The following is a 6,630-nucleotide window of genomic DNA, read 5'->3' on the forward strand; positions in this document are numbered from 1 at the left end:
CCCGGCCAGCGGCTGGGAGGCGGCGTACTCGGCGCGGATCGACATCAGGCCGGGCATCTCGTGCTCGGCGAGCTGGATCTCCTTGCGGCCGAACGGGGCCAGGGAGAGGTCGGCGACCTTGAAGTCGGCGAATTGGTCGGGCACGGGAACTCCTTCTCGAGGTCGGTGCGGGCGGCCCTGGATGAAAGGGCCGGGCACGATCGGTGCGACCGCGCTGGGGCCGCGGGTGCGGCGCGCGGTGTCGGGCAGACCGGCGGGGTCGATCGAGTAGCAGCGGGGGCCGGTGCCCGCGAGGGTTTCCGCAGTCAGCGGGCAGCTGAGCCGGGCGGTGGTCGAGGACCGGCCCGCGGGCACCGCCGGCCGGGGAACCGGCCGGGGCGTGTCGCCCGGGCGGGTGGGATCGAGGTTTCCGCGTCCGGTACGCAGCGGTCGGCCCCGCCGGCCGCTGCGTACAGCGTCTGCGCCCGACGTGGTGATCCGGGTGCCGGCCTGGGAGAGGGTGTCGCCGCGGCCCGGTCGGTGTGCTCTCTCAGCAGCGCGGGCCCGCGGTGGCCGGCGCAGAGCAGATCGGCACGTCCACCGGCTCCCGGGTCTGCCCACCAGCGGGCCGGGCCCGGTTGCCGGGAGGAGTCGGCCGCGAACGGCGTGCCCGATGCGGGGCGCCGCGCGGTGCGACGCAGTATCGCGGCCGGGACGTCGGCCGCGGCCGGGGCCCGGTCCGGCCGCGGCAACGGTCGCAGGTGGGTTGCGACGGCACGGGACGCCGCACCGGTGCGGAGGACCGCTATCCGGTTGGCGTCCTGGTCGGTGAGGCAGGGGAACCCGGCGGTCGGCTCTGGGCACCGGTGCGATCGGTGCGGTGTCCGCTCCGTGTGCAGCCGGCCGGTTGCGGTGCTCGGTGCAGTCACTGCCCACCGCTCCGGCCGGCATCGGTGCCGGGCTCGGGCCGTCGGGCGGGAAGGCCGCAGTGGCCGTGGTGCCGCCGCGGCGCGCCTTCAGTTCCGCGACCGGGAACGGCTGTGAGAGGCGGGCGGGCTGATCGGGGATCAGCCGGTCGGCGAAGTGGCCGGGAGGGACCACCGGGTGATCGGTGGCGGTGGATTCGGTGACGGCGATCTGCGTCATGCCCGGCCGGTCCGCGGCGCCAGGCCGTCGAGCAATGTGCCGGGACGGGTGCCGGAGGAGCGATCGGCATGCGGCTGGCGGGTTCCGGAGCGCAGAAGGCCGACGAAGGCCAGGTGCAGGCTGTCGGTACGAGCGGTTCGCGGCAGCGCGGTGACGGTCTCGGCGCGGGTCGGCGGCGGATCAAGCCGGGCGCCGCCCTGCTCGGGTTCGGTCCAGGCCGAGGCTCGGACCTCGGAGGGTCGTTCGGCCTTCACCGCCATCCTTCCCTTCCCTGGTCGCTGAGCGTGTTTGAAGCGCCGCACCGCGGTGGAACCGCTGGTGCGGTTCCACCGCGGTGCGGCGCTTCGGCCCGGCTGCACATACGGGGTGTCAGGCAGCCGGTCCCACCGTTCACGGTGTGACTCGAAACCTCCTCAAGAGGAGGTCAAGTATTAGGTGCCGAAAGGGAGTTGACCTGAACGAACTCGCGGGTTCCAAAGGCTGGGGAAGCACCACGAGGCCCGTGGCGGCCACGTCGCCGAAGAAGGGCGTTCACCTGCACGATGTGCCAGGCCACCGCCCCGATGTCGTTCCCCGTTGCGGCCATTGAACCGGCCACCGCTCGGCCGGACGCCCGCGCCCGGCCAGCCGCAGCGCGGCCTGGGCCGTCCGGCTCCGTTTCTCCACTGCCGCCGGGGGAGCCTCCCGGGAAAGCAGGTCGGACCCCCGGAGAGGGGTGGACAGTGACCGCAGCGGTGCGCGCTGGACCGCGGACTGCGTCCCCTGCCGGATCCGTGTGCGACCGGGCGCCGGGCCAGGCGTGCCATGGACCGGGTCCGGAGCGGCCGCGGTCGTCCCCGTCCGAGATCCAGGCGCAGCCGCGCCCGGTCCATCCCGGCTCCAACGGTTCTCGAACGGGGACCTGCAGGCTTGGCGGCAGCGGACTGCGACATTGGCAGCGTCTGTTGTCCCGGTACCCGACCGACTATCCGATGGAGGACGTCGTGCCAGCCACCAACCGCAGCGCCGTGCTGGAGGCCTTGACCGAGTACACCAGGACCGAGCTCCTCGGTCCTGAGGACGCGGAGGGCCTCACCGCCGAAACCCCGTTGCTGGACTGGGGGATCCTCAACTCGCTTTCGATGGCCCGGCTCGCCGCGTTCCTGCACCGGGAGGTGGGTGTCCAGGTGCCGGCGAGCGAGCTGATCGGCGAGAACTTCAAGGACCTGAACGCGATCACCGACCTCGTCCTGTCGCTACGCGCCGCGGCCTGAGCGGGCTCGCCGCGACATCCGCCCCGTCGGCCGGCAGGCGGGCCGCGTGACTTTGACGGCGGTCCGGCTCGGTGCCGACGGGGGCCTACCCGTCGGCCGTGCGGATCAGGGCAGCCCGGTCGGTCTTGCCGTTGGCAGTCCGGGGCAGGTCCGTCACCAGTGACAGCGTGTCGATGATCATGTAGCGGGGCAGTCGGGCGGCGCAGTGGCCCTTGAGCTCGAGCAGCCCGGGCCGCTTGTCGGGGCCCGGGACGACGACGGCGTGCAGACGGGCCTCGAGGCCGGACCCGACCACCACCACCGCCACCGCCGCGACCGCCGCGTGCTGTGCCAGCGCCGTCTCTATCTCGCCGAGTTCGACCCGGTGCCCGCGCACCTTCACCATGGTGTCGCGGCGGCCGACGTACTCCAGGAGGCCCGCCTGGTCGAGCCGACCGAGGTCGCCGGTGCGGTACGGGCCGACCTGCGGTTCCCGGCCCCAGTACCCGAGCATCACGGTGGGGCCGTCCACCACGATCTCCCCTTCCGGCGCGTCCGGGGGGTCGAGCCGCACGGTGGCTCCGGAGGCGGGCAGGCCGATCGGCAGGGCGCTCGTGCGCTCCAGGTCGGCTGCGGTCACCTCGTAGGACGTGCAGACGTTGGTCTCGGTCGGCCCGTACCAGTTGAACAGCCGTACCTGGGGCCAGGCCCGGCGCAGCTCCTGGACGTCCGCGAGCGGGAAGGGCTCGCCTGCGAAGATGCAGACCCGCAGGTGTGCCGGTCGCTCGCCGGACAGCAGGCCGCCCTGGCGCATCATCAGAAGCAGTGCGGACGGCACCGAGTACCAGACCGTGACCGGACGCCCGGTGAGGAATTCGGTCAGGCTCTCCGGTAGATAGGACACCGTGGTCGGCACCAGGTCCACTGCCGCCCCCACGAGGAAGGCGCCGTACAGGTCGAAGACCGAGAGGTCGAAGTTGAACGGGGCGTGGTTCGCGAGCCGGTCGGTGGAGCTCAGCCCTGTCTCGGCCGCCGCCCAGGTGACGAAGGCGAGTGCGTTGCCGTGGCTGATGCAGACGCCCTTGGGCTCACCGGTGGACCCCGAGGTGTACAGGATGTACGCGGCCTCGTCCGGCCCGGCCGTCCGCGTCCGTGGAACCTCCAGACCCTGGCCTTCGGCAAGCAGCTCGGCCGCCTCAACGACCTCGGTCCTCGGTTCGACGGGCAGCACCCGGCCGACCGTCTCGTCGGTGACCAGCAGGACGGGGGCGCAGCCGGCCGCGATGCGCAGCACGCGCTCGGCCGGGTTGCTCGGCGCCGCGGGCACGTACACGGCGCCGATCCGCAGGGCCCCCTGCATGAGCGCCACTGTCAGGGGGCTTTTCCCGGCCCAGATGAGCACGCGGTCCCCGGCGCCGACCCCGCGCGCGGTCAGCGCCGCCGCGAACCGGTCGGCGAGCTCGTCGAGCTCGCCGTAGGTCACGGTCTCCTCGCCGTGGTGCAGGGCGGGGGCAGCCGGATCGCGCAGCGCGTGGTGCCTGACCAGCCGCTCCAGTCCCCCCGGCCCGTCGGTCGGCCGCCGGTCGGGCCGGATCACAGGCCCAGCTCCACGGCAGCCAGCTGACGCTGGATGTCGGAGGTCCCGGAGAAGATCAGCCCGCCGACGGCGTCGCGCAGCGCGGCCTCGACCCCCTCCTCCCGTGTGTAGCCGCGCCCGCCGAACAGCAGCACGGCATCCGTCGCCGACGCGACGGCTGCCTGGGAGGCTGCCAGCTTCGACAGGGCTGAGGCGAGCACCGCGCGCTCGCCGGTGTCGATCGCCCAGCAGGCCCGGTAGAGCAGCAGCCTGGCACCCTCCACGCGCAGTTTCATGTCCACGATCCGGTCCGAGACGGACTGGAACTCGGCCAGCCGTTTGCCGAACTGCCGACGACGACGGGCGTGGGCCACTGCCCGGTCCACGAGCTCGTCCTGGACGCCGAGGAAGAGCGCGAAGAGGCAGGTCCGCTCCCAGGTCATCGAGTGCTGGAAGACGGCGCCGCCCTGGCCGGGCGCGCCGAGCACCGCCCCGTCGGGGACGAAGCAGTCCCGGAACTCGATCTGGGAGGCGGGACAGGAGGTCATACCGAGCTTCGCGAACGGCTGGCCGGTCAGCACGCCCGCGCTGTGCGCGTCGACGACGAATGCGGTCAGTCCGAGGTGCCCGGCTGCCGGATCGGTGCTGGCGTAGGTCACCAGCACGTCGGCGACCGGCCCGTTGCTCACGAAGCTCTTGGTGCCGTTCAGCAGGTAGCCGCCCTCGGTGCGGGTCGCCGTGGTGGCCAGCTGCGAGACGTCGGATCCCGCCTCCGGCTCCGTCATCGCGTTCGCGGCGACGAGGTCCCCGGAGCAGAGCCGGGGGAGCAGGCGCTCGCGAACGGCCGGTGAGCCGAACTCGGCGATCGGCATCGCGGCGGCAAACAGGTGAGCCGCCGCGGCGAAGACCACGCCGGAGTCGGCGCTGCCTCGACCGACCGCCTCAAAGAGCCGGGCGGTGTCCAGTGCTCCCAGCCCTCGCCCTCCGTACTGGGTCGGCACGCTGGCGCCGAGCGCGCCGAGGGCGCCGAGCGCCTGCCAGCCCTCCTTGCCGAAGGGCCCGCTCTCGTGCCAGGCGTTCCCGCCCCGGTCCTGGCGCGGGAACGCTGCCCGGGCCGCGGCCAAGGCCTCGTCGTACCTTCGCTGCTGAACCGGCGTCCAACCGAACTCCATTTGTCCTCCTCAGGGCACCGCGTCTCGGCGAGGCGGGATCAGGGCTACCAGGACGGGGTTTCGAGGATCTCCACGACGGCAGCCGCGATCCCCACACCGGGGCCGATGCCGACCAGAAGGACCTTGTCGCCGGGCCCGACCTGTTCCGTCGCCAGTAGGTGTTCGAAGGCGGCCACCTGGTCGCTGGCCCCCAGGTGGCCGACCCTGCGGCCGTACTCCCAGGTCGAGCGCTCCAGCGGGAGACCCAGCGGGGTCATCCATCGGTCCTCGAGGATCTCGCGCGAGCCGTGCGGGAACGCCACCCGGGCGAGCTCGCCGACCTCCGTCCCGGCCTCGGCCAGGGTGCGGTCCACCACTTCCGCCTGGATCTTCATCATCTGCAGGCCGCCGTCCGGGGGCGCCTCACCACTGAGGCTGAACTCTTCCTGCCGGGCACGGAAGTCCAGGGCCTGACCAGTGGCGACCGCCGACGGAAAGAGCGGCTGAGTGCCCCGGTGGACGCCTTCGAGCGCGGGAACCGCCACCGTGTTGACGCTCAGCAGCCGGGCGAAGCCATCCGTGCGGCTGAGCACCAGGGCGGATGCGCCATCCCCCAGCAGGAATCCCGGGAGGGCCTTCCAGCGGTCCACCTGCGGCGAGTTCATGTTGTCCGCGGCGGTGATCAGCGCCGCTTCGCTGTCGGCGCCGCGCAGATGCGCCGCGGCCAGTTCGAGGGCGCCGAAGACGCCGTTGCAGCCTTGGCGCACGCCGACCGCGAGCAGTTCCCCGCCGACCACGTGCCGCATCACGTGCGACTGGGGCAACCAGCCCTGTGGGCCCGAGTGGTAGACGTCGACGTAGAGCAGCAGGCCCAGCGCTGAGGCGTCGTGCCCCCAGCGCGCCAGCGCCTGCCGCGCGGCCTCGACCGCCATCTCCGGTGCCGGGGTCCGTCCTGCGGTGGCGACCCCGAGCAGGCCCGAGGCGTTCGCTTCCGCCGCGTCCATCCACCCGTTCTCGACCGCTGCGGCCACAGTGCTGCTACCGGGCACGTACGCCCCGACGGCGCCGATGAAGACGTTCTCCACGCGCATTCTCTGCACCTCCCCCGTGCTGACCATCTGCCAGGCACCCCTGCACTGTCCCCTCTGGTGGTCGAGGCCCGATCGAGTCCGCAGGGCGGGGCGCGCAGCTGATTTCGAGCGTGAGGGCGTTGCCCTTCGAGCAGGATCCGAGCGCGTGCGGCGAGAGTCCTGGCGTGACGTGAGCCGGGCTGCCGGATGGTCCTCGGCTCGCCCGTGGCACGCCCATGCCGACAGACAACCCGTCCTCGCCGCTGAGCAGCCTGACGTCCGGAGGAGTATGTCCCGCCGCCTGTTCACCTCGGAGTCCGTCACCGAGGGCCACCCCGACAAGATCGCCGACCAGATCAGCGACACCGTCCTGGACGCCCTCCTCAAGGACGACCCGACCTCCCGCGTCGCCGTGGAGACGCTGATCACCACCGGCCTGGTGCACATCGCCGGCGAGGTCACCACCAAGGCGTACG

7 protein-coding genes are annotated in these 6,630 nt (G+C 72.7%); 2 read left to right on the forward strand and 5 right to left on the reverse strand.

Translation table 11 applies throughout. The features are described 5' to 3' along the window. Together QSK52_RS38630 and QSK52_RS38635 are read right to left on the reverse strand one after the other, a co-directional pair. A partial coding sequence (locus QSK52_RS38630) for an adenosylhomocysteinase (RefSeq protein WP_285740971.1) occupies window positions 1-144 on the reverse strand: 144 nt, incomplete at its 3' end. Window positions 145-1,121: 977 nt separating this feature from the next. After that, entirely contained in the window at window positions 1,122-1,385 is a 264-nt protein-coding gene (locus QSK52_RS38635; RefSeq protein ID WP_285740966.1) for a hypothetical protein, read from the reverse strand. A gap of 723 nt (window positions 1,386-2,108) precedes the next feature. Between QSK52_RS38635 and QSK52_RS38640 the strand changes: the two genes are divergently transcribed. Then, window positions 2,109-2,378 carry an acyl carrier protein gene (locus QSK52_RS38640; protein WP_285740967.1) on the forward strand — a complete coding sequence of 90 codons (270 nt, stop codon included), beginning with the start codon at window positions 2,109-2,111 and terminating at the stop codon, window positions 2,376-2,378. 85 nt (window positions 2,379-2,463) lie between these two features. On the opposite strand, the gene QSK52_RS38645 is transcribed toward QSK52_RS38640, so the two are convergent. From QSK52_RS38645 to QSK52_RS38655, 3 genes are read right to left on the reverse strand one after another with little or no spacing between them, the layout of a single operon-like run. Then, the gene (locus QSK52_RS38645) at window positions 2,464-3,954 is read right to left on the reverse strand and encodes an amino acid adenylation domain-containing protein (RefSeq protein ID WP_285740968.1); all 1,491 of its coding nucleotides are present in this window, start codon (window positions 3,952-3,954) and stop codon (window positions 2,464-2,466) included. After that, window positions 3,951-5,105: an acyl-CoA dehydrogenase family protein gene (locus QSK52_RS38650; protein ID WP_285740969.1), complete on the reverse strand. Its 1,155-nt coding sequence runs from the start codon at window positions 5,103-5,105 to the stop codon at window positions 3,951-3,953. The genes QSK52_RS38645 and QSK52_RS38650 overlap by 4 nt, the downstream gene beginning before the upstream one ends. A 44-nt stretch (window positions 5,106-5,149) precedes the next feature. Further along, a complete protein-coding gene (locus tag QSK52_RS38655) occupies window positions 5,150-6,169 on the reverse strand; it encodes a ketoacyl-ACP synthase III family protein (protein WP_285740970.1) in 1,020 nt (339 codons plus the stop codon). Between the two features lie 274 nt (window positions 6,170-6,443). On the opposite strand from QSK52_RS38655, the gene QSK52_RS38660 reads away from it, so the two are divergent. Continuing rightward, window positions 6,444-6,630: S-adenosylmethionine synthetase N-terminal domain-containing protein (locus QSK52_RS38660; protein WP_285738312.1), on the forward strand; the 187-nt coding region annotated here is incomplete at its 3' end.

The sequence above is a fragment of the Kitasatospora phosalacinea genome, from assembly GCF_030268885.1.
GTDB lineage: Bacteria > Actinomycetota > Actinomycetes > Streptomycetales > Streptomycetaceae > Kitasatospora > Kitasatospora phosalacinea_C.

Bases quoted from the DNA above. Each gene is read 5' to 3' on its own strand.
- QSK52_RS38635 (WP_285740966.1), bottom strand. From the start codon at position 1,385: ATGGCGGTGAAGGCCGAACGACCCTCCGAGGTCCGAGCCTCGGCCTGG.
- QSK52_RS38650 (WP_285740969.1), bottom strand. From the start codon at position 5,105: ATGGAGTTCGGTTGGACGCCGGTTCAGCAGCGAAGGTACGACGAGGCC.